General features: G+C 71.4%; 16 protein-coding genes. 6 read left to right on the top strand and 10 right to left on the bottom strand.

Annotated elements, in window-relative coordinates; genetic code table 11:
- Position 1 precedes the first annotated feature (1 nt).
- On the top strand, positions 2-379 hold the full coding sequence (locus WME85_RS06760) for a response regulator (RefSeq protein WP_436625487.1): 378 nt from the start codon (positions 2-4) through the stop codon (positions 377-379).
- 90 nt (positions 380-469) lie between these two features.
- Here the strand turns inward: WME85_RS06760 and WME85_RS06765 are convergent, their stop codons facing one another.
- Entirely contained in the window at positions 470-2,365 is a 1,896-nt protein-coding gene (locus tag WME85_RS06765) for a glycosyl hydrolase (RefSeq protein ID WP_437836269.1), read from the bottom strand.
- Positions 2,366-2,828: 463 nt separating this feature from the next.
- Here WME85_RS06765 and WME85_RS06770 point away from each other — a divergent pair, with 463 nt between their 5' ends.
- Positions 2,829-3,032, top strand: a complete 204-nt coding sequence (locus tag WME85_RS06770) for a hypothetical protein (protein WP_437836271.1) — start codon at positions 2,829-2,831, stop codon at positions 3,030-3,032.
- Between the two features lie 445 nt (positions 3,033-3,477).
- A complete protein-coding gene (locus WME85_RS06775) occupies positions 3,478-4,830 on the top strand; it encodes an MBL fold metallo-hydrolase (protein ID WP_437836273.1) in 1,353 nt (450 codons plus the stop codon).
- Between the two features lie 61 nt (positions 4,831-4,891).
- On the opposite strand, the gene WME85_RS06780 is transcribed toward WME85_RS06775, so the two are convergent.
- Positions 4,892-6,040 carry a hypothetical protein gene (locus WME85_RS06780; RefSeq protein WP_437836275.1) on the bottom strand — a complete coding sequence of 383 codons (1,149 nt, stop codon included), beginning with the start codon at positions 6,038-6,040 and terminating at the stop codon, positions 4,892-4,894.
- A 538-nt stretch (positions 6,041-6,578) separates the two neighbouring features.
- Between WME85_RS06780 and WME85_RS06785 the strand changes: the two genes are divergently transcribed.
- Both WME85_RS06785 and WME85_RS06790 read left to right on the top strand, forming a co-directional pair.
- Complete coding sequence (locus WME85_RS06785; protein ID WP_437836277.1) at positions 6,579-7,541, top strand: STAS domain-containing protein; 963 nt, start codon at positions 6,579-6,581, stop codon at positions 7,539-7,541.
- A 71-nt stretch (positions 7,542-7,612) separates the two neighbouring features.
- Positions 7,613-8,440: a hypothetical protein gene (locus WME85_RS06790; protein ID WP_437836279.1), complete on the top strand. Its 828-nt coding sequence runs from the start codon at positions 7,613-7,615 to the stop codon at positions 8,438-8,440.
- 144 nt (positions 8,441-8,584) lie between these two features.
- On the opposite strand, the gene WME85_RS06795 is transcribed toward WME85_RS06790, so the two are convergent.
- The 7 genes from WME85_RS06795 to WME85_RS06825 all read right to left on the bottom strand — a co-directional run bounded on the left by WME85_RS06795 (position 8,585) and on the right by WME85_RS06825 (position 17,307).
- Positions 8,585-9,691 (bottom strand): substrate-binding domain-containing protein, encoded by a 1,107-nt coding sequence (locus WME85_RS06795; protein WP_437836281.1) that lies wholly within the window; start codon positions 9,689-9,691, stop codon positions 8,585-8,587.
- An 86-nt stretch (positions 9,692-9,777) separates the two neighbouring features.
- Complete coding sequence (locus tag WME85_RS06800) at positions 9,778-11,028, bottom strand: PAS domain-containing protein (RefSeq protein ID WP_437836283.1); 1,251 nt, start codon at positions 11,026-11,028, stop codon at positions 9,778-9,780.
- A 393-nt stretch (positions 11,029-11,421) separates the two neighbouring features.
- Positions 11,422-11,769 carry a hypothetical protein gene (locus WME85_RS06805; RefSeq protein WP_437836285.1) on the bottom strand — a complete coding sequence of 116 codons (348 nt, stop codon included), beginning with the start codon at positions 11,767-11,769 and terminating at the stop codon, positions 11,422-11,424.
- Complete coding sequence (locus WME85_RS06810; protein ID WP_437836288.1) at positions 11,766-14,180, bottom strand: TonB-dependent receptor plug domain-containing protein; 2,415 nt, start codon at positions 14,178-14,180, stop codon at positions 11,766-11,768. Before WME85_RS06810 ends, WME85_RS06805 begins: the two co-directional genes overlap by 4 nt.
- A gap of 1 nt (position 14,181) precedes the next feature.
- Positions 14,182-14,757 carry a YfiR family protein gene (locus WME85_RS06815; RefSeq protein WP_437836291.1) on the bottom strand — a complete coding sequence of 192 codons (576 nt, stop codon included), beginning with the start codon at positions 14,755-14,757 and terminating at the stop codon, positions 14,182-14,184.
- Positions 14,754-15,170, bottom strand: a complete 417-nt coding sequence (locus WME85_RS06820; protein ID WP_437836293.1) for a response regulator — start codon at positions 15,168-15,170, stop codon at positions 14,754-14,756. Before WME85_RS06820 ends, WME85_RS06815 begins: the two co-directional genes overlap by 4 nt.
- 4 nt (positions 15,171-15,174) lie before the next feature.
- Complete coding sequence (locus tag WME85_RS06825) at positions 15,175-17,307, bottom strand: HAMP domain-containing protein (protein ID WP_437836294.1); 2,133 nt, start codon at positions 17,305-17,307, stop codon at positions 15,175-15,177.
- Between the two features lie 400 nt (positions 17,308-17,707).
- Between WME85_RS06825 and WME85_RS06830 the strand changes: the two genes are divergently transcribed.
- Positions 17,708-17,875 (top strand): hypothetical protein, encoded by a 168-nt coding sequence (locus WME85_RS06830; RefSeq protein WP_437836296.1) that lies wholly within the window; start codon positions 17,708-17,710, stop codon positions 17,873-17,875.
- A 29-nt stretch (positions 17,876-17,904) separates the two neighbouring features.
- On the opposite strand, the gene WME85_RS06835 is transcribed toward WME85_RS06830, so the two are convergent.
- Positions 17,905-20,514 (bottom strand): ATP-binding protein, encoded by a 2,610-nt coding sequence (locus WME85_RS06835; protein ID WP_437836298.1) that lies wholly within the window; start codon positions 20,512-20,514, stop codon positions 17,905-17,907.
- Positions 20,515-20,783 lie beyond the last annotated feature (269 nt).

Raw genomic sequence — 20,783 nt, forward strand, 5'->3', positions numbered from 1 at the left:
GATGCCCAAGAAGATTCTTCTCGTCGAGGATTCGAGCACGGTGCGCCAGCAGGTCGGCATCCTCCTGTCAGGGGCGGGCTACGGCATCCTGGAGGCGGACAACGGCCGGGACGCGATCGCCACGGTCGCCGCCCAGAAGGAAGGGCTGGCCATGATCATCGCGGACGTGAACATGCCGGTGATGAACGGCATCGAGATGGTCCAGGGCCTGCGGGACAAGAACCTCGCGTCCGGCGTGCCGATCCTCATGCTCACCACCGAGGGGCAGCCCGAGCTCATCGAGAAGGCCCGGAAGGCCGGCGCGAAGGGGTGGATCATCAAGCCGTTCAAGCCGGATCTGTTGCTCGCCGCCGTGAAGAAGCTCGCCGGCGAGCCCTGACGCCGCGCGGCCGGGCGGCCGCGCGGGCGGGCGGGCGGGGCGCGCGTGGGCCACGCGCGCAAACTCACGCGCTCTCGGCTGCCGCGACAGCTACTTGCAGGCCATCGCGTCGAAGCAGACAGCGGGGTCCTCCGCGAAGCGACGGAAGTTCTCCGCCTCGGGGTGGCCCGGGAACGGGACGTAGTAGTAAACGGCCTTGTCGTCGAAGTCGCTGCCGTCGTAGTAGGTCTGCCACGTCAGCACGTACGAGACGCCGGCGCTCTTCGCGAGATCGAGGAGGTGCTCGTTGTACCAGTCCTCCGTGACGGCACCCTGGCCCGCGCCCGGGAACAGGCCCGCGACCTCGGCCGAGGAGAGCACGATATCGGACGCCGCGCCGAGGCCGTAGTTGGCCAGGAACTCCGCCTGCAGGCCCTGGTCGAACAGCGTTTCGTACCACCGGCTCACGTGGGCCGCAGGGTAGAGCGTGAGCGACTCGCCCGCCGCGAGCTTGCTCACGCGGTGGAGGAGGTGCAGCCGGTAGGTGCCCGTCTCGGTGAGCGCGTGCGGCTTGCCCCTCGCCGCGCCGATGTCCGCGACGGCGCTGGCCATTCGCTTCATGTCCTCGAGGTCGGCCTCTGACGCCGCCCGCTCGTACACGTAATAGAGGTCGATCCCGAGGATATCGATGAGGTCGTCTCCGGGATACGCCTCGAGGTAGTACTCCTGCAGCGCCTCGGAGGTCGGCTCGCCGCTCTGGGCGGCGATCGCCTGCTGGGGCGGGCTCTCGTAGGCCGCCCCGAGGTCGGAGAGCTCCTCGACGAGGCGAGCCCGGAGCATGTCGCGGGACAGGCTCTCTGGATCTCGGACCTTCGCCTCGGCGGGCGTCACCGAGCTGTCGCTCAGCTTCCGCAGCTTGTCGGTGGAGTACGCGAAGATCACGTTCTCCATCCCGGGCTCGCTGCGGATCGCCTCGGCGAAGGTGCGGTACGCGGCGCGGTACGCGTCGGGGCCGGTGACGGCCTGATCGTCGCCGAGCAGCCCCTGGCAGTTCCAGTACGGCTGACCCCACCAGAACCACCCGCCGGTGTGCTCGTGGAACGGCCTGAGGACGATCGGCTTGCCGTCGAGCCCCTGCTCGCGGAAGAACCGGGCCACGTACTTCGCGTGGGCCACGAGCCAGTCGCGCGCCGAGACCCCGGCGTACGTCCCTTCCGCGATCGGCAGGTCATTGGCGATCTTGCAGATGCACTTCAGGTTCTCGGGGATGTCGGCGCTGGAGGCGAGGGATTGCGCGTAATAGGTCTCGGCGTAGAACGGGGTGCCGCCGCCCTGGGCGTGGATCGGGATCTCCTGACCATCGACCGTGATCGTGGCGAGCGGCGTCGCGATGTCGGCCGCGAAGTCGGAGGTGGTGATGTCGTAGTTGCACGGGGGTGTGTGCCAGTCCATGGCCACCATGCCGCCCGGCTGCTCCAGCGTGTACACGGCGGCGTCCGCGGTGACGTCGCGCCGGTTCCAGGCGACCGGATCGAAGACCATCGCGTCGAGCGAGAGGCCGAGCAGCCCGGGGTTCTCTCCGACGGTGGCGCCGGCGTCCGAGGCCCAGCCCCGCTCGCCGCGGCTGGCTGCGCCCGCGATGCTCGCGAACCAGTCGTTGGTCGAGACGAGCTTCATCGCGTCCGCGTCGTAGAGCCCCCACACGATGGCGTTCTCATAGCCGAACCGGAACTTGCCGGCCCGCGACGACGTCCAGAGGTCCTCGAGCAGCTTGCCCCGCGGCGTGTCCGGGAAGTCCGGCTCCTCGCCGGGCGGCGTGTCGCCTGGCGGCGTGTCGCCCGGGGGCGTGTCGCCGGGCGGGGTGTCGCCGGGCGGCGTATCGCCCGGGGGCGTGTCGCCGGGCGGCGTGTCGCCGGGCGGGGTGCCGTTGTCCGATGAGCCGCACGAGGCCGTCAGGGACAGCAGGAGCGCGGCGAAGAATCGAGGGGTGATCTGGATGACTTTCATGCGTCCTTCCCTGCGAGCGATGCCAGTGGGGGAAGCGAGGACAGGCGAGTTAATCGGTTCAGTCATGGCAGCCACGTCCTGGGGCGAGGCGCCGCCAGCTCCGCGCCGGTCTCACCCGATCGCTCATCGGCGCGATGGGACGGGGCGTCAAGGGCCTCAAGGAGGCCCGTGCGCCCGGAGCGCGCGTCGAGCGGCCACCAGGGCAGCGCACGCCCGGACGGCCGCCGCCAGCGCGCGAGCGAATTAACCGGTTTACCAAAGCGTGTTTTGCCCGGGGATCGCGCCGTGCGAGGCGCGCCCTCCGCGCCGCACAGGGCTGCTACCGCAGATCGCACGTCCGAGCGAGATCGACGAAAACGCGTCAGGACGGAATTTTCTGCTTGTGCTGCTTCCGCCCGTTTTCGTCTACCGGGACGATGCGCACGTGGACTCCTCGGTCTTCAATGCTAGTGGTGCCGTCCTCGTGCTGAGCCAGCGCACCAGCGTGCTCGGCGTCGACACGACGGAGACCACGGTCAAGGTGCCGGCGGGCGTGCTCGAGAGCGGGCGGTACTACAGCGCGCAGGTCACCGCGTACCTGGGCACGCACACGCGAGAGGCGCCGTTCAGGTACCGAGGAGCGACCTTCGCCCAGGCACAGAGCTATACGGGCATGTTCACGCCCTGACGGCGGGGGCCCGCTGGCGCCCTCCTCCCGAGGAATCCACTCATTTGTAGCCCTTTTCAGCGAGGAAATTGGACAGGCATGCGGGGAGGCAGGGAGTATTCGAAGATTTCCCTCCCCGTCTCCCCGCCTCCCTGTGAATTTCTCGAAGAGTTCGAGGGGATGCCTCAGGTGCTCCTCGGCTCATCGTAGAACCCCCGGGACGCCGCCAGTTGAATCCTTAGCTCCATCCGGTGAACGCCGGAGTCCGTGTCTGCGTAAGGTATTCTCCGATGGCTCTTTGGGGGCGAGGCGACATGCGCGCCGCCGCGCCGCGCCGGAGAGGCGGCGCGCGCTGTTCCTCGCGCTGTTCCCCGAGAGCCGCGGCGCGCCCGGACTCCGGATACGTCGCCGAGCGCACATGCCTGTTCGCGAGCAGCGTGGTAGTCTGCGCGCCCCTATGGATAACATGCCGAATCACATCGTCAGAGAGCGAGTCGATGAGGGAGACTGGGGGCGACTGCACGTCACGCGCGCCTGCTGTGGCGCGGGCGTTTGCAGGAACTTCGCGCCGGAGCTCCTGGCCGAGGTCTCGCCGGCCCACTGGGAGCCAGCGAGAGGCGAGCGAGGGGACATCGAGCGCCGCGGTCTCGCCGTGCTCGAGGGCTCCTACGACGAGGGGTCGTTCACGGGCGTCCTGCGCCAGCCGCGGAGCCAGGCCGACCTCGAGGCGGCGCGCGCCGCCGTGGCCTCCTGCCCGGTCCACGCATTGCGCCTCAGCCCGCCCGCCGCGCGCGCCCGCCCCGCCGGCGCGCTCGGCGCTCCGTTCCGCACCTGGCCGCGCCGCATCGAGGACGACGTGTGGACGCTCGGCCACCCCTCGGACAAGAACTTCAACGCCACGGCCTACTTCATCGAGCGCCCGGGCGGCGGCGTGCTCGTGGACCTGCCCAGACCGAGCGAGGCGGTCTTCCGCTTCCTCGAGGAGCACGGCGGCGTGCGGTGGATCTTCCTCACCCACCGCGATAGCGTCCGCCACCACGCCGAGTTCGCGGCCCGCTTCCCTGGCTGCCGACGCATCCTCGGCGCCGCCGACGTGAACCCGCGCGGCGACGAGCACAACGAGGCCACCGGCGACGTGGAGGTCCAGCTCCGCGACCGCCCCGGGCCCATGACCCTGGAGGGCGCGCCGCTCGCCGACGCCGAGCTCGCCGGCGCCGAGCTGGCCGTGTTCTCCCAGCCCGGCCACACAGCGGGCTCGATATGCCTCCTGTACCGGGGCCGCTTCCTCTTCACGGGCGATCACCTCGCGTACTCGCGCCGGCTCGGCCACATCACGGCGTTCCGGCTCCAGTGCTGGGACGACTGGGAGCGCCAGACCCGCTCCGTGCGCCGCCTGGCCGCCCTGGCGGAGGCTGGCCACCTCCGCTTCACGTGGCTCCTGCCCGGCCACGGGGAGTGGCACCGCCTCGAAGGCGACGGCGGCGCTCGCGCGGCCGCCGTCGAGCTCCAGCGCGCCGTCGCCTGGATGGAGCGGCAGGCCGCCGGCCACGTGCCCAGGCACCGGTTCATCCCGTGGGTGCAGAGCCGCACGAGCCCTCGCAGCCTGCTCGCCCGCGCCGTGCGCGCGATCGGCGGCGAGGGCCCCGGGAGCGAGGTGTGGGTGCTGCCGCGCGCCGTCCGCGCCCACGTGCCCGATCACCGGCCGGAGAAGGACGCCCGTGCGCTGCTCCGGGCGTCCCTCGTCGCGGCCGCCGCGCTCGGCGCCGCAGCGGGGGCCGTGTGGCTCGCGGCGCGCGCGGCCGTGACACGGAGGGCGTGAGGCGGCCCGCGGGGGGCGACGCGCGGGGGCGCGCGCTTCGCGGGCGCTCGCGCTGCCTGGCTCACCCCGGGTGCAGCAGATACCGGGTGTCCGGGTTCTCGCGGCGCCAGATCACGCTGTCCATGAAGTAATGGTGGATGTTCACGAACACGTAGATGGCGGCGAAGTACGGCGTGTCGCCCAGATCGGCCGTCGCTTCACCGGCGCTCGCGCCCAGCACCAGCGCGCCGTCGAGCAACGCGGGCGCGCCGCGGAAGAGGACCCAGCCGAGGCCGACGGCGGACGCCGCCAGGACCGCGAGGCGCACGCCGGTCGGCCTCCCGAAGGACGGCGGGCCCTCGGCCTCGCGCGCCTCGTTCCGCTTCAGCAGCCAGACGAAATACAGATACTGGACCGAGTGCAGCGCCGGGATCATGTACACCATGAGCCGGTCGAGGCTCGAGTACACGGTCCAGAGCCAGATCGTGATGAGGAACCCGGTCAGCGGACCGATCGGCGGCAGTCGCCGCTCGGCGCGCCACCTGCGCGCGAGCGCCCAGAGCAGCGCGAGCGCGCTCAGCCCGAAGGCGATCCCGGTGGCGAGCTCGAGCCCCGGCGGGTGCGCGATCGACGTGTAGATCACGCCCTTCTCGGCGACCTCCCGGCCCGGGTCGGCCGGGCTCGCCCATGCATGAGCCCAGCCGGCGAAGCAGTGCGCGAGGACGGCCCTGCGCTCGGCCGGGCTGAAGCGGAAGCCGCGGCGCGCCGAGAGCACCGTCAGGATGCCGAAGCCCTGCTTCACGTAGTGCCAGCCCACCAGGAAGAACATGAGCTGGATCATGAAGCCCATGGTCCGCGCGGAGCCGGTCGCCAGCGCCGCGGCCGCCCACGCGAGGAGCGCGAGCGGGACCAGGACCCCGGCGGCGACGTAGCGAGCGCGCTGCACGGGGGCGAGCGCGCCGCCGAGGGCGCGGCTCCGCGCGTCCTTGTAAAAGAGCAGGTACGTCACCGCGAAGTGCGGGTCGTTGATCAAGGACGCCGCGTGGAACGTCAAGAAGCCGACAGCGAGCTCCGCCGGATCGAGCCCGACGGCCCGGCGCAGGAGCCACGCGAGGGGGAAGAGCACGAGCGTCGCGCCGCCCACCAGCAGGAACTCGATGGCGCGGGCCCGGAAGGCCCGGGGACGCGACGTCTCGGCAGCGCCGAGCAGCGTCACGGTCGCGCTGGTCATGCGGCGAGGCTACCACAGCGGGAGGGCGCCCAGGCGGTCGAGCAGGCGCGGCGCGCGGCGCAGGGTGGAGGCCGTCGCCGCGCGCCAGGGCGGACCGAGCAGCGCGTGCCGCGCGAGCCGGATCGCGGGGCGAGCGGCGGCTGCTCCTCTCTCCCCGCTTCCTGCGCGACTCTGTGGGTGCGGCGAGCTCGGCTGGCGTGTGCAGGAGAGAGGGCGTGTCGTGCGCGTGTTGCGAAGAGGCCGCACGTCCGCCGAGGCGACGGACAGCGCAGCCTTCATCAAAGCTTGTACGAGCGACTCTTGTCAGTGAGCGCCCACACGGAGTGTGCCCAGGCGAGCACCGGGCCTCAAATCAGCGCTGTCGGCGCGGCTTTCTCGGTAGATCGGCGGGCGAGACATCGCATACACTCTCATCGAGCTCCGGGCGCACGGCGTGTCACGCTGGCAGCCCGGCCGGCGATCGCGGGATACCGATGGTCGACTGCAGAGGACGAGCCCGCGGCGCTGCGCGAGCACGAGAGCGAGAGGTGGATGCGCCATGGGCACGGATGTCCGACTCGACACGGGCGTTGTGAGCGGCGAGGTGCGGTCGCTCCGCGACGATGTCCTGCGGCTGGAGCAGGAGCTTTCCCGGCGCGACGAGGAGCTGGCCGAGCACAGGCGGGAGCTCCAGGCCCTGTACGAGCGCGAGGCGCGGCTCGCCCGGGTCGAGGACGAGCGGAAGCGGCTCGCCGCCCTGCCGCAGAACAGCTCTGATTTCATCGGTATCGCGTCGATGGAGGGAAAGGCTCAGTTCCTCAACGAGGCGGGAATGCAGCTCGTCGGCCTGGAGGCAGACGAGCTGGAGCGCGTGACGATCAGCAGCTTCTTCTTCCCGGAGGATCTGACCTACGCCGTGGAGCACATCCTCCCCGAGACAGTGAAGCACGGCCGCTGGGTCGGGGAGTTCAGGTTCCGGCACTTCAAGACAGGCGCTCCAATACCGGTCCTCTACAACTCGTTCCTGATCAAGGACCCAGACTCCGGGCAGCCGATGGCGCTGGCGACCGTGACGGCGGACCTGACCGAGCGCAAGCGCGCCGAGGAGGAGCGCGTGCGCCTCAAGGACGAGGTGATCCGGGTCCAGGCCGCCACGCTGCGCGAGCTGTCGACCCCGCTGCTCCGGATCGGCGAAGGCGCCGTCCTCATGCCGCTCGTCGGCGCGATGGACCCCGGCCGCGCCGCGGCCGTCCTGGAGCGGCTGCTCCAGGGCGTCAGCACCGCACAGGCGAGGGTGGTCCTCCTCGACATCACGGGCGTATCCAACGTGGACACACAGGTCGCCGACGCGCTCATCCAGACGGCGCGGGCCGTGCGCCTTCTCGGCGCGCAGATGGTCCTCACCGGCATTCGCCCGGAGATCGCGCAGGTCCTCGTGGGGCTCGGCGTGGATCTGCGCGGCATCGTCACGCTGGGGTCGCTCCAGAGCGGCATCGCGTTCGCGATCCAGCAGCCGCGCTAGCGGCGGGCCGGTCTGGCGGCCGCCGGGCGGGCTCGAGCCAAACTTTTGCCGCCGCCCGTCGTCCAAGGCGCATGCCCACCCCCTACCGAGACGACGCCGACGCCCTCAAAGCCCGCCACGCCCAGCTCGTCGAGGAGCTCGCGGCCATCAACGAGAGGGTGGGGGAGCTCTCGGCCCTGCAGCAGGCCCAGCAGCGCCTGGAGCGGGAGCTCTCGACGGTGCGCCAGCGGCTCGACGGCATCACGGCGCGCCGCGGCCTCCCGCTGCTCGACAGCCTCCGCGTCGCGAGCCCGTGCAACGCCAGCTGGGACGAGATGGCCGGCGACGATCGGGTGCGCTTCTGCCAGCACTGCGAGAAGAACGTCTACAACCTGTCGGAGATGCCGCGCGACGAGGCGGAGCGGCTGGTCCGCGCGGCCGCCGGCGACATGTGCGTGCGGCTCTACCTGCGCGCCGACGGGACGGTGCTCACGGCCGACTGTCCCGTCGGCATGAACCGGCGCCGCATCCGCAACATGGCCGCCGCGGCGGTGGGAGGCGGCCTGCTCGCCGCGGGGATGGCGCTCGCCTCCGCTTCCTCTTCGTCTTCATCGAGCGTCGTCATGGGCAGCCTCGTGGAGCCGCCGCCCCGGGACGTGGCGCCCGACATCGGCCTCGTGCCGCCGCAGAGCGTCCCCCAGCCCGGCGCCGGCGGCCGCACCGTGATGGGCATCGTCGCCCGACCCGCGTCCCCGGAGGCGCCGGCGCCCGCAGCCGAGGAGCCGCCTGGGCTCGAGGAGGCGCCGGCCGAGCCCGCCGCGACGGCCCCGAAGGCAGAGCCCCCGCGCCGCGGCGTCGCGCCGGGCGCCAAGGCGCCCTGCGGGTGCGTCGCGGGGGATCCGCTCTGCACCTGCCTTTGAGCCCGCCGCGGGCGACAGCGCCGATCCGGCCCGCGATACCGCAGCTCGGGCCGCGCGGCAGCAGCGCTGCGGCGACCCCCGGGCGTCTCCAGCGACCGCGACGCGGGCCACGCAACGTGGCCTGCCGCGCCGGGCACCCCCGGATCAGGGGAGAAGGCTGCACTTCGACAGGGGCGTCCGGTAATCCATCGCCTGGGTGTTGCGCTCGAACTCGTCCAGGTTGTTCGGACAGACGACGTACCAGCCAGCGTCGGTGAACGCGCTCACTTGCCGGTCGGTGGTGGCCAGGTCGTACGCGAGCAGGACGGTGTCGTAGCCCCAGCCGAACAGCTTCTGGCCGAGGAGCACGTCCACGTATCCCGCGCGCATCGGCTCCAGGTACTCCGGCAGCGTGTCGAAGGCCACCGAGTGGATGGTCCTCGCCTCCGCCCGCTCGGCGAGCAGCGGCGCGTTGGCCGCGAGGTTCGGCTCGCCGAGGAGCTTGCTATAGGAGAAGAAGAACCCCTTGATCTCCGGATCATCCTCCAGGGCCACCTGGGCCTGCTTCGTGCAGAAAGGGTCCTTGTAGTCGCAGCAGAGGCAGGGGAGGCTCACGGCGCGCTGCATGTCCGGGTACTTCGCCAGCGCCTCGGTGAAGCCGGCGGTCCGGTCGATGAAGGTCCCCGCCGCGGTGGGCGTGTAGCCCCCGTCGCCGTCCTCCTCCATCATCGTCTGGAAGGCGACCTTGCCGGTCTTCCCGTTGATGGTCGCGAGGGCATCCATGAGGAAAGCGGCAGCGGCCTTGTTGTCCATGCCGTAGTACGTGTGGCGCTTGCTGGCCGGGGCGTCGCCGCCGTACGTGACGACCTTGATGCCGGCGTCCACCGCCTCGTTGATGATGTCGTTCTCGCAGACCCCGTCGAAGACATCGATGGAGATCGCGTCGACCTTCCTGTCGATGACCTCCCGGAGCACCGTCATCTGCGGCCGGGAGAAATAGCAGGCATCGTTCGCGTCCTTCGGCTTGCCGTCCGCCGTGAGCTCCGGGCACTCGGGATCGATGATCAGCACCTCGACCGGCCGCGTGCTCGTGGTCGCCAGCTCCGTCCGCGCCTGCCTCGCGCCCTCCCGGCCGAGATCGTGGAACCGATTGCACTTGTTGTGCGTGATGTAAGCGATGGTCACCGGGGCGCCCGTCGTGACGTCGCTCTCGCCGCAGGCGAGCAGGCCGGTCGACAGGAGAATGCCCGCAGAGATGGCGCGATGGTGCATGAATCCCCTCCTCTTTCACATGAATCGACGCGTTCTATCGTGACGAGAACCACGGCGCGCGGCCGTGCGCGCCCGGCGCAGGTCCCTCATTCGCTGGGCGAGCGGCGCTGCTCGTCGCCGGCTCGCGCCAGCCCGGCCGGGGCCGCATACGCGATGCCGCCGTGCAGGGTCCCCGCCGTGACCACGCCGCGCAGGTCGACGCCGAGCTCGATCATCGCCCGCGCGATCGCCGGCTGGATGCCGGTGAGGACGACCTTCGCCCCGAGCAGCCCCGCCGCGCGCGCCGCCCGCACCAGCATCTCCGCGACGTGCGCGTCCACCGTCTTGACGCCCGTTATATCGAGGATCGCGATGCGGGCAGCGTGTCGCTCGACGCCGTGGAGCAGCGTCTCGATGATGCGGCTCGCGCGCGGACCGTCGAAGTGGCCGATGAGCGGCATGACGAGCACCCCCTCGGCGATCGGCAGCAGCGGCGTCACGAGCTCCCGGATCGTGTCCTGCTGCGCCGCGATGAGCTGGTCCCGCGCCGCCTCGCGCTCGCGCTCCGCCGCCTTGACGCGCGTTATATCGACGGAGATCCCCGCGACCGAGCCCGCCGGGATGCCCTTGCCCTCGAGCGGGAACTTGACCGAGTAAAAGGTCTTCTCGCCGTCGGCGTGCGGGGCGGTCTCCTCGGCGTCGAGCGGCGCGCCGCCCTGGCGCACGTGATCGTCGACGTCGTTGTAGATGGACGCGACCTCCGGCGGAAAGAAGTCCCTGTCGGTCTTGCCGAGCATGCCGCCCGGCGCGACGCCGACGAGCTGCTCCAGCGACCGGCTCGCCACGAGGTACGCGCCGCCCCGGTCCTTCGCATAGATGAGCACCGGCGCGCGCTCGCAGACCGTCGCGAGCAGCGCCTCGCTCGCGCGGAGCCGCTGCTCGCCGCGCCTCTGCTCGGTCACGTCCTCCGCGGAGACGATCACCTCGCGCGCGGAGCCGTCCTCGCCCCGCGAGAAGACCTCCGCGCGCGCCGCGAAGACGCGCTCGTCGTCCTCGCGCCCGCGAGCGCGCAGCTCGCCTTCGATGACCGCGAGGTCCCGCGCCGACGCGAGCCGCGCCGCGCGCGCGGCGATGCCCGCGAGGTCGTCCGGGTGGATTCGAGACGAGAGCGCCTCGAGGCCCCGCGCCGACAGCTCCTCGCCCGTACACCCGATCGCGCGAGCCAGCGCGGCGTTGTGGGCAGTGAGCCGCGCTGCCTTGATGTCCAGCACACACACCATCGTCGGCACCGCGTCGAGCATGCGCTGGGCGCGCGCGCTGATCGCCTCGTGCCCCTCGCTGGCCTTGGTCTCCGTCATCGCGACACCACCTCGTCAGATCACGGCAGCACACCGCAGCGCGACAGCGGTGCCTGGACGTCCTCGACTCGACTCGTCCGGCAGGTGAGCACGGAAGTCGTCAGGAGAGCGCCGCCAGGAGCACATCGATGGTGCATGATCCCCCTTTCACGGCCAGGACATGGCGAGTACAGTCCAGGCTGATTTTTACGATTATGTGAAGGCAAAGCGGCTGTCAACGCCTTTGCGTGCTCCTGGTGGGGGAGCAGACAATGACGTAGCCAAGCATCCCGAACGCCACCAACATGCACCCAGAGACAGCGCCACCGCGCATATCATTTTTCCCCATTTTCATGACAGGTTGACTCGACCCGTCGCGACGCAGCGAGAGCCCCCGCGCCAGCCCGCCCATCGTCACGATCCGCCGCTTCCACCCGCGGCGCCGCCGGCTCCCCCGGCGCCGCCCTGACCGCCTGAGCCGGCCTCGCCGCCCGAGCCGCCCTGACCGCCTGAGCCGGCCTCGCCGCCTGCCCCACCCGCGCTGTCCGCGCCGCCACCGCCGCCGCTGCCGCTGCTCGCCGACGTGGTCCCGCTCGCGTGAGAGGAGGTCGTCGCGCCGATCGACTCGTCGCAGTTCGGGTTGTCGTACTCGATGAAGCAGCCCACCTCGACGGGGTGGCCGACCTCGACGCAACCCCAGGCCATGAGGCCAGAGGCGGCCGACAAGCTGACGAGGAGCGAGGGAAGGAGTGTGCTCTTCAAGGTGAAGCTCCGAAGGTCGCGCCCGAGGAGGGCACGGCCGCCGGCGCCGGCCCCGCCGCAGGCTCGTTGTCGTCGAGGTGAAGCTCGATCCCCGCGAAGATCGTGAGCCGGTTCGCCAGCGCGAAGTCCGCGGTCGGGCCTTCCTCCACGAGGTAGCGCGGCAGCCCCTGGTTGGGCCCGACGACATAGGGCTCACGGGACGAGAACGCGTACTGACCGCCGAGCGTGTAACTGGCGCCCTTCAGCCCGGGGAGCTCGCCCGTGAGCGCCGCGCGGAGCTCGAGCTGCGGCGGCACCTCCGGCCGCGGGTCGATGTTCGACGGATCGCCCCCATAGTACGCCTGATCGGCGATCCGCCGGCCCATGTAAGCGGCGGCCAGGGACACGGCGCCTGACGCGAGCTCGTACGAGATGTGCGCATTGCCGTACACCTGGGGCGCGACGGTGATGGGCACCTCGTCGCCGGTGCCGAACGGCGCGTTCCTCGTGACCTGCTTGTCCGACATGCGGCGGCGCGTCAGCGCGAACGTGGAGTTCACGCCGAGGCGCAGCTTCCGGTCGACGAAGCTCGTCTCGTATCCGAGGTTCGTGCCGTAGTTCTTGATGCCCGGCACGTTGTTGTACTTCGAGACGCTGGGCGCCTGGGCCTTCACGAGCTGCAGCTCGATGACGTCCCGCCAGTCCGAGTAGAAGCCGCCGACCGTGAAGGCGTGCGCGCCGCTGCGGAACGACGAGACGGCCTCCAGCGAGGAGACGTTCTCCGGCTTGAGGCCGTCCGGGTTCGGCAGGAGCCGGCCGGTCACGGTATAGAGCTCGACGAAGCTCGGCGCGCGGAACGCGCTCGAATAGATGAGCTTCAGCGAGACGCGCTCGTCCGGCGTGACGATCAGCGCGGCGCGCGGCGAGATCGCGTTGGCCACGTGATCGAGGGGGATGCGCGAGTCGAGGTCCACCCGGATCCCCGCGTTGATCGAGAGGTACCGGAAGGGGTGGAGCGTCTGCTGCACATAGGCCCCCAGCGCGGCCTCGTCCTTGCGGCTGTTTCCGCCGCCGTGCCAGTGCGTGAGCCCCGGGTCGGAGCCATAGCTCTTGCCCGTGAGATCGTCGAACGTGACGAACTCGTAGGCGGCCGCGCGCAGCCGCCCGTCGACGCCCACCATCGTCGAGAAGGCTCCGTCGCCCAGCCAGTCAACCAGCCCCTGGAGCTCCAGCCCGACCCAGCGGGAGAGGAACAGCGACTCTTTCCGGCAGGGGCCCGAGGGGCCGCGCGGGCATTGCTCGGGGGAGAGGACGCCCAGCGGCACGCCGGGCACGATCGGGTCGTGCCCGATCACGTAGCGCGAGCGCTGGACGCGGCTGTACCCGAAGTACCCGCGCGCCACGCCCTCGAGCCGCTCGCTCAGGCGGGCTCGGTAGCGCAGGCTGCTCAGGAAGAGCGATTGCGTGTTGTCGTTGCGCGCGTCGTCGTAGGACCCGACGCGATTCTCGTAGAGGTCCATGTACGGCACCGCCCACGACGAGCGCGTGGCCCGCGCGGTGGCGCTCAGGTCGCCGGCGTCGAGGCGCAGGTAGGCGCCTGCCTTGCGCCGGAACCACTGCTCTTCCACCGGGCCGCCCCAGGTGCCGGGCTCGGCGTGCGGGCCGAGATCCATGCCCGGCCCGCCGTCCTGCCCCCTCGGCAGCCGTTGCTTCGGGAAGCTGACGTGGGGCCCTTCGAAATCGTCGACCTCGAGCGCCGCGACCGCGCCGGCGGGCTCCCCGAGCAGCGTGAAGCTGCGCCCGAAGCTCAGCGACAGCGCGCTGTCGTGCCCGACGCGGTGGGCGGTCGGGGCCTCGATGCCCCCCGACTCGTCGAGCGGCGGGGACGCCCCGAGCATCACGGAGGCGTGGAGTCCGGGGTGATCCGTGGCCTTCTTCGTGATGACGTTGATGACCCCCAGCATCGCCTGCGCGCCGTAGAGCACGGAGCCGGGGCCCAGGATCACCTCGATGTGGTCGACGACGTCGAGCGGGACGTCGTGCAGGAAGACGGCCCCGCCGCCCTGCTCGTTCACGACCACCCCGTCGAGCACGACGAGCACGTGGCTGTTCGCGTCGCGGGTCAGCGCGACCCCGCGCGCGCCGACCTCCGGGACCGACATGCGGCTGTGCGCGAAGGCGCCGTTGGAGAGGAAGTTGAGGGCGTCCTCGAGGCGCCGCAGCCCGAACAGCTTGAGCTGCGCGCCGGTGATCACCGACGACATGGCGGGCGCGTCGCTCGCGCGCTCGGCGGCGCGGGAGGCGCCGGAGACGACGTTCTCCTCCAGGATCTCGAGGAGCGAGCCGACGTCGTCCGCGCGCGCGTCGCGCGGGGCGGAGCACAGCCACGCGAGCGACGCGGCGGAGAGCAGGGCCAGACGGGTCGAGCTCACGTCAATAGATCCTTGCCAATTTGAGGATGGACGACGGGAAGTCGATCCGCTGGGACCGGGCCTGCGCGAGGTTGATGCTCATGCGCGGCTTGCCGTTCGCCACGTCGATGCCGAGCACGACGCCCAGCGGCACGTACGGCTCCACGGCCGCGACGGTCAGGACGCCGCTGTCCGCGAGCGCGCCGCGGATCGCGCCGACCTCCTTCGCGAGCCCGGAGGAGACATAGAGGACGTTGATCTCGCGCGCGCGGCACGCCGCGGCGAGCTCGGGCGCCGTCGTGTACTCGGCGCTCTCGGCCCGGATCGGCTTGTCGCGCACCTTGCCGATGTCGGTCAGCGCCTTCTTCATCTGCTGCGCGGCGCTCGCCGAGTCCGCGTCGCCCGCCTTCGCGAGCAGCAGGAAGGCGACCTGGCCCCTCGCCCTCTCCGGGAAGCCGCGGTCGTAGGGCAGGATGCGCGTGACGATCTCCGCCTGCACGGGGAATGGCGCGCTCGCGGGCTCCGCCCGGGCGCGGCGCGGCGCGCTCGCGGCGGCGGCGGCGACGCCGAGCAGGAAGGAGCGCCGGAGGAGCGTCACGGCTTGCGGTCCTTGTCGCGCGCGCGCGACAGGCCGGAGAGCTTGCGTATCCGGAGCGCCGCCTGCACCTGCGGGGTGAGCGCGAGGAGGTCGCCCTTCCTGCTGAAGACGCCGTCGAAGCCGAGCTCGGCGTACCGCGCGCCGGCCCCGGCGTCCGTCGTGTAGAGATAGAAGAGGGGCGGCCGCTCGCCCGCGGACAGCGCGGCCTTGAGCGAGCGCAGGACGGCGCCGCCGTCGAGGCCCGGCATGAAGAAGTCGACGATGACCAGATCGCAGCCGCGCAGGTGGCGGGCCGCGCCCATGAGCTGCGTCGTCGTGACGACGTCGTAGCCCGCGCTCGACAGCTCGACGCGGATCCGCATCAGCACGATCTCGCTGTCGTCCACCACCAGGATGCGTCCACCTTGCGACATCGCGTCATTCTCCGTTGCTGCGAGGGGCAGCCTGGGTGCGGGGGCGGATCACGAACGCCGCCCCGATCCGGCGCGACGCGTCCACCTCGATGAGCCAGCCGACCGAGAGGAGGTCGGCGCGGACCGCGGCGAGGCCGACGCCGCGGCCGGCCATGTCGCTGACGTCGCCCTTCGTGCTCACGCCGGGGGTGAACAGGAGCTCGCGCGTCCGGCGCAGATCCGAGGGATCGACGCCGGCGCTCGTCGCGAGGGCGTCGAGGTCGATGCCCTGACCGTCGTCCTCGACGACGATCGTGGGCAGCGGCTGATCCTCGATGCAGATGGCGCGGATCACGCCGAGCTCGGGCTTGCCCGCGCGGGCGCGCGCGTCGGGGCGCTCGATGCCGTGCGCGATCGCGTTCCGGACGAGGTGGATGATCACGCCCGGGAGCACGCGGGCGAGGTCGGACGGGAGGGGGACCTCGCGGCCGTCGATCTCGAGGCGCGCGCGCTTGCCCTCGTTCTCGGCCCAGCGGGGGACGCGCTCGACGAGGGACGCGAGCACCTCGCCGAAGGGCCGGGCCCCGAGGCGGCGGACGATCTCGGCGGCCTCTCCGTCCCGCGCGCCGATCAGCTCGGCGAGGCGCGCGACGTCGGTGCGGCGGACCGTGATCTGGTCGAGGATGACCCGGCCCACCGGCGAGGCGTCGACGAACGTCTCCTGCGCGCGCGTGAGCTCGTCCGCGACGCGCTTGAGCCGCGACCGCCAGGGCACCGAGTACCCGTCGACGGAGATCCGGTCCTCGGAGCGCGCGCGCGCCTGGACGCCGGCGAGCTCGTCCTCGAGCGTCATGATCTCGTCCGCGAGGCGCTCGAGGTCGAACGACCGGGCCTCGCCCTTCATGGTGTGCAGGAGCTGCAGGAGCTCGTCGATGTCCGCCAGGCTCAGCTGCCCGCCGCTCTGCAGGAGCTCGCTGCACCGGGCCACGCGCTCGCGCGAGATCTCGACGAAGCGGACGAAGACCTGGCCGCCGCCGGCGACGAGGCGGCGCATGGCGGCGATCTGGCGCGCGTGCTCCTCGTCCTTGGTCTTGACGCTCTCCTCGAGGCGCCGGAGCTCGGTCTCGTCGGTCGCGAGCAGCATGATGCGCGCGAGCTTCTGGCCGGAGACGACGGGGCAGAACTCGAGCCGCAGGAACCTGCGGTCGCCCGGCGCTCGCTCGAACCAGATCTCGCGCGGGGCGAGCTCGGCGACCTCCGGGAAGACGTCGAGCTCCGCGTCGAACGCGACGTCGACCCATTGCCTCAGCGCCTGGCTCTCGACGCAGAGCGGCCCGCCGCGGTAGAGGAGCTCCGCGACGTGGTGCCCCGCCTCGGCGCGCTCGCCGAAGATCTGCCTGGCTTGCCTGGACACCTCGCTGCCGAGGCGGCCGTCGGGGCCGAACGCCACGATGGCCTCTCGCATGTTGTCGAAGAGCTCGCGGAGGCTCTTCGTGGCCATCTCCAGCTTCCCCTCGCGCTCGAGGATGGCGGCGCTCATCGCGTTGAAGACGTCGGCCAGCCGGCCCAGCTCGTCGCTCGTGCCGACGTTCACGCGGACGGCGCGCTCCCCCTTGCCGACGCGCCGCGCGGCGTCGACGAGCCGCGCGAGCGGGCGCACGATCTGCCACCGGGCGAACGCGAGGAGCAGGAAGGCCGTCATCGCGCCGACGAGCCCCGCGTATTCGAGGATGTTGCGGCGGGCCGCGGCGAACGCCGCGTTCTCGGGCTCGAGGGAGAAGACGACGACGAGGGTCCCGAGTCGCCGCCCGTCGTCGCGCAGGACCGGGCGGGCGACGCGGATCTCGCGCTCGAGGACCTGGTTCTCGGCGCCGCGCGCGGTGAACGCCGACAGGCCCTCCGGCGGGTGGCCGACCTTGGCGACGGGCTCGGCGTCGCTGCCCCACGCGACGGCGCCGATCAGCGCGCGGTTCGAGCGGAGCTCGTCGAGATCGCTCTGCGCCGCGTCCCGATCGCCGAAGTCGAGCGGCGCGGTGAGGGCCCCCGCGAGCAGGTCGGCCATCATCGACGCTGCGGTGGCCTTGGCCGACACGAGATCGTCTCGAGTCTTCTGGATCACCTGATTGGCGACCAGGATGGTGACGCTGGTGAGGACCACGACAGTCGCCGCCGCGAGCTTGATGCCGATTCCGAGATGAACGCCGGCGCGCCGCCGGTGAGGCGCCGATGGCGGGGGGACAGGAGCGGAGCCCAGCATCAGGCGCTCGGCGCGGCGGAGCGTCTCCGTCTCTGTCTCCGATGCAAGGAACGGTCGAATCCAAGAGCGTACGCCATCCGCGACCCCATGAATGGAAGAGGCATGGCCAGGCGCGCCGTCGGAAGCTCCCTTGGGGAGCGAGGACAGGCGCGCGGAGATGCCCCTCTGATATCGACGGTACGTAGCTCGTTGCAGCTTTGCAACAGGAATTCCCTGAAACACTATAAAAGTGAATGTTAGCTGCACGTGTTTGGCCGCTCACGCCACTGACGTGCTTCCATCTGCACGGTACCCGGGCGCCTTGCGCGCTGCCGACGGGGACATCTCGTGTGCCTGGGGTGATGGCAGCCCGGGAAAGGGGACGTTCGACGCCACGGCCGCCGGTCACGCGCCTGTCCACGTGGACCTCGACGCGGCGTGCAACGGCGTGATTCCCGCTCACCAGAGCGCCATGCTCACGCCGCTGTAGGCGCCCGGCGACCGGGATCGGGCGCTAATTCACCCCGCCCGCTCCGCCGCCATGGCGGGCAGCCACATGCGCACCATGGTGCCCTCGCCGGGCTCGCTCTCGACACGGATGCTGCCGTTGAGCTCCTTGATGAACCTGTGCGTCAGCGATAACCCGAGGCCGGTGCCTTGCCCGGGCGGCTTCGTCGTGAAGAACGGCTCGAAGATGCGGCTCAGGTCCTCGGCCCGGATGCCGCAGCCGGTGTCGCGCACGCCGATCTCCACGCCGTGGATGTCGCCGCGCGGGAGCGGGCGCGCCTCGACGACGACGGCGCCGCCATGGGGGGTGGCGTCGAGCGCATTGCCGATCACGTTGAGCAAGGCGGAGTCGAGCTGCGACGCGTTGGCGAGCACCGCGGGGAGCGCGGTGGCGGAGTTGCTCGCCTCGAGGCGGACCCTGCGCTCGCGCGCCCGCGGTGCGGAGAGATCGACCGCGCGGCGGAGCGCCTCGCGCACGTCGCACGGCTCCCGGCCGATCGGCTTGCCGCGCGCGTACTCGAGCAGCGCCCTCACGAGATCCGAGCAGCGGTTCGCCTGCCGCTCGATCGTGCCGAGCGCCTTCAGGATGGCGGCCTCGTCGGGCAGGCCGTGCCCCTGCCGGTGGCGCCGCAAGAGGACCTGGACGTTCATCAGGATGACCGACACCGGGTTGTTCATCTCGTGCGACAGCCCCGCGACGAGCGTCCCTATCGCCGCCATCTTGCCCGCCTGGAGGAGCTCCTCCTGCGTCTCCGAGAGCCGCTCCAGGGCCGCCGCGAGCTCGCGGTTCTTCGCGGCGAGCTCCAGGTACGCGCGGTGCAGCCGCTCGGCCGCGCGGACCCGCGCCCTGAGCTCCCGCGGATCGAACGGCTTGCTCACGTAATCGTCGGCGCCGACCTCCAGCCCCCCCGCGGCCTCCGCGCGGCTCGCCCTGGCGGTCAGCAGCAGGATCGGGATGTCCCGGAGCTCTGGATTCCCCTTCAGCCGGCCGACCAGCTCGAAGCCGTCCATCTCCGGCATCATCACGTCCGACACGATGACATCGGGCCGCCTCGCACCGATCGACTCGAGCGCTTCCCGGCCGTTCGTCGCCAGCGAAACCTCGTGGTCGGCCGACAGGAGGTCCCGCAAGTAAGACCCCATGTCCGGGTTGTCCTCCACCACGAGCACGCGCGCCGCCGGCCCGTCAGCACTGTCGCCGGCGCGCCCGTCGCCTCGGGCCCGCGGCGCGGGCGCCGCGCCGTCGCCCGCGCTGACCGCCGGGCCCTGCGCAGCGAGCGGCGTCAGCGACGTGCCCCGCGCCTCGCGCGGCTCCGGCGCGCGGGGCGGCCGCTGCGGGGCCGGGCCGCCGCCGTCCAGCGCGCGCGGGAGCCGCACGAAGAAGCGGGAGCCGGCGTCAGGCTCGCTCGCCACGCCGAGCGTGCCTCCCAGGAGCTCCGTGAGCTCCTTGACCAGCGCCAGCCCGATCCCGGTCCCCTCGTGCTTGCGTGTCGCCGACGCGTCGAGCTGCTGAAAGTGCTGGAAGAGCAGGTGTCTCTGGTCCGCCGGGATGCCTGGGCCGGTGTCCTCGACGGAGAGCTCGAAGAGGCCGTCCGTCGCCAGCAGCCCGACCGCGACCCGGCCGCCCGGCGGGGTGAACTTCAGCGCATTCCCCAGCAGGTTGAGCGCGATCTTCTCGAACTTGCGCCGGTCGAGGGGGACAGCCCGCAGCGCCGGATCCACCCGGACCGAGAGCTGGATACCGGCGCGCTCCGCCGCCGGCAGCGCCTCCTCCACCATGTCCGTGACGAGCGCTCCCACGTCGACGGCTTCCAGGTCGATCTGCATCTTGCCGGCCTCGATCTTCTGGTAATCGAGGACATCGTCGACGAGCCGGCGGAGCCGCCGCCCGCTGCGCTGGATGCGCTCGAGGTCCGCCCGCGCCCGCGGCGAGAGCGGCTCGTCCGCGCTCGACAGGAGCGAATCGATCGGGCCGAGGATGAGCGAGAGCGGCGTCCGGAGCTCGTGGCTCATCACCGTGAGGAACTCTCCCTTGGCGCGCGCGGCCGCGTCCGCGGCTTCCTTCGCCCTCTGGAGCTCTATCTCCATCTGCTTGCGCTCGGTGATGTCGACGTAGATCCCGAGCAGCCCCGCCACCTCGCCGCGCTCGTCGCGGATGGGCACCTTGCTGGTGAGCAGGAAGCGCTGCTGCCCGTCCGGGCGGAGCAGCGGCTCCTCGATGTCGAGCATCGGCGTGCCGCCCTCCATGACCTCCCGGTCGACCCTCACGAAGAACTCCGCGTCCTCGCGCCTGCCCCACACGTCGAAGTCGGTCTTCCCGACGAGGTTCTCCAGGACCTTCGTGTTCGTGTCGTTGAGGAAGTTCTGGTTTCCGCCGAGAAAGCGGCCCTGCCGATCCTTCCAGAAGATGGCGTGCGGGATGTTGGCAATGACGTACTTGAGCACCGCTTGCTGCTGCTCGAGCACCTCCGCCCGGCTCAGGTCGCCGCGGTCCATGGCGTCGCCCGCCCGAGCCTCGGCAGCTGGCGCCGTCCCGGGCGTATGTGCCTTTCTGGCCTGTCTTCGATGGGCCGGGACGAGCTTGCTGACCTTGGCGGAGAGCCGGTAGAGGCGTCGAGTCATCCGATTACCGGTCAAGCATAGGACGAGCGCGCGCGACCTCAAACACCTTCGCAGCCCGGGAGCGACGCTGCCGAGCACGCGCGGCAGCATCGTCAGCGCGCGAGCAGGCCGGTGCGGCAGTGGACACAATCTCACCACCGCGCGGCGCGACCGTCGACTCGCGCGCGCCGATCGACCGACGTGGGATCGGAGCTCCGGCAGCGCCGCCCTGCGCGGGCGCGGCGGGCGCCGTGGGCAGGTGGTCCAGGCGGCCGCGAGATCCTGTCGCG

The organism is Sorangium sp. So ce1153, from assembly GCF_051521595.1.
GTDB lineage: Bacteria > Myxococcota_A > Polyangia > Polyangiales > Polyangiaceae > Sorangium.